1 protein-coding gene is annotated in these 1479 nt (G+C 76.3%); it reads right to left on the reverse strand.

Annotated features, from left to right (window positions below):
- A partial coding sequence (locus AB8Z75_RS34755; protein ID WP_369209102.1) for a PrsW family intramembrane metalloprotease occupies positions 1-1110 on the reverse strand: 1110 nt, incomplete at its 3' end.
- Between the last annotated feature and the right edge of the window lie 369 nt (positions 1111-1479).

The following is a 1479-nucleotide window of genomic DNA, read 5'->3' on the forward strand; positions in this document are numbered from 1 at the left end:
GTGCTCGCGGGCGGCGAAGTCGGGGGCCGTGGCGCCGTTGGTGGCGCGGGAGCGGAGGAGGGCGAGCGCGGTGGCGTCGTGCTGGTAGGCGGCCAGGGTGCGGGCGGCGGCGGGGCCGTGGCTGCGGCGGGCCATGGCGCGGGCCATCGAGCGGGCCCGCATGGACGAGAGCGACCAGGGCTCCGGCTCGCTGAACCAGCCCGCCGCCGCGTACGCGGGCAGTGTCTCGCGAACGATCCGCAGTTCGTGCAGGCGTGACCAGACGGCCAGCCACGTCAGGGCGCCGAACACCGGGAGCATGAAGAGTCCGTACACGGCGAGGAACGTGTAGTTGGCGAAGGACGCCGAGCCGTTCCATATGGCGTGCAGCAGTACTGCCGTGAACCAGCCCAGCAGCGGCAGCACCGTGCGCAGGACGCGGCGCCGCCGTGGCAGGGCCGCGACCATGCCGAAGGCTATGCCGGTCATCGCCGTGAACAGCGGGTGGGCGAACGGCGCGAAGATGATGCGGATGAGGAAGGTGCCGGCCGTCGCCGAACCGGCCAGGCCGTCGGGGTCCAGCGCGGAGTCCTGGTCGAACGCGGTACCGAGGTAGAGGATGTTCTCGGTGAAGGCGAAACCGGCGGCCGTGATGCCCGCCGCCGCTATTCCGGACACGACGCTGTCGAGGTGTCGGCGGCGGAAGAGGAAGAGCAGCAGGACGGCCGCCGCCTTGGTGGTCTCCTCGACGACCGGGGCGATCACGGTGGCACCGAGGGTGTCGGCTTCGTGTGGTGAGTCGACGACGACGGAGGAGGCCAGCCAGTCGGTGGCGAAGCCGTTGGCCAGGATGGCGACCAGCGTCGCCGCGCAGGCACCCCACGCGAAGGCGAACAGGTGGGTCCGCCACGGTGCGGGCAGCGGCGCGCTCAGCCAGCGGAAAGCGGCCAGCAGCAGCGGGACGGGGAAGAGCGCGAGCCCGAATCCGACGAGCAGGCCCGTCGTCCCCGTCTGTTCCCGAACCAGCGCCAGGATCATCAACCCGCACAGCGCCAGCAGCACGATCAGCGTGGTGGCGCGCAGCGTCCTGCGGTGCCGTTGCCACCAGGACGGCACCGGGTGTGTCGGCACGGCCGAGTAGGGGAGCCCCGCCCCGCCCCAGGCGACGTCCGGTGTGGACGCGGGTGACGGCGGGGGAGCGTACGGGCTCGCGGCCGGGTGCGGGGGAGCGTACGGGCCCGTGCCCGGAGCTGCGGGAGCGGCCGGGTGCGGGGGTGCGCTCGCGTACGGGGCCGGCGGGGGGGGGGGGGGGGGGGGGGGGGGGGGGGGGGGGGGGGGGGGGGGGGGGGGGGGGGGGGGGGGGGGGGGGGGGGGGGGGGGGGGGGGGGGGGGGGGGGGGGGGGGGGGGGGGGGGGGGGGGGGGGGGGGGGGGGGGGGGGGGGGGGGACGGGCTCGCGGCCGGGTGCGGGGGAGCGTACGGGCCCGTGCCCGGAGCTGCGG

The organism is Streptomyces sp. PU-14G (genome assembly GCF_041028275.1).
Taxonomy (GTDB): Bacteria; Actinomycetota; Actinomycetes; order Streptomycetales; family Streptomycetaceae; genus Streptomyces.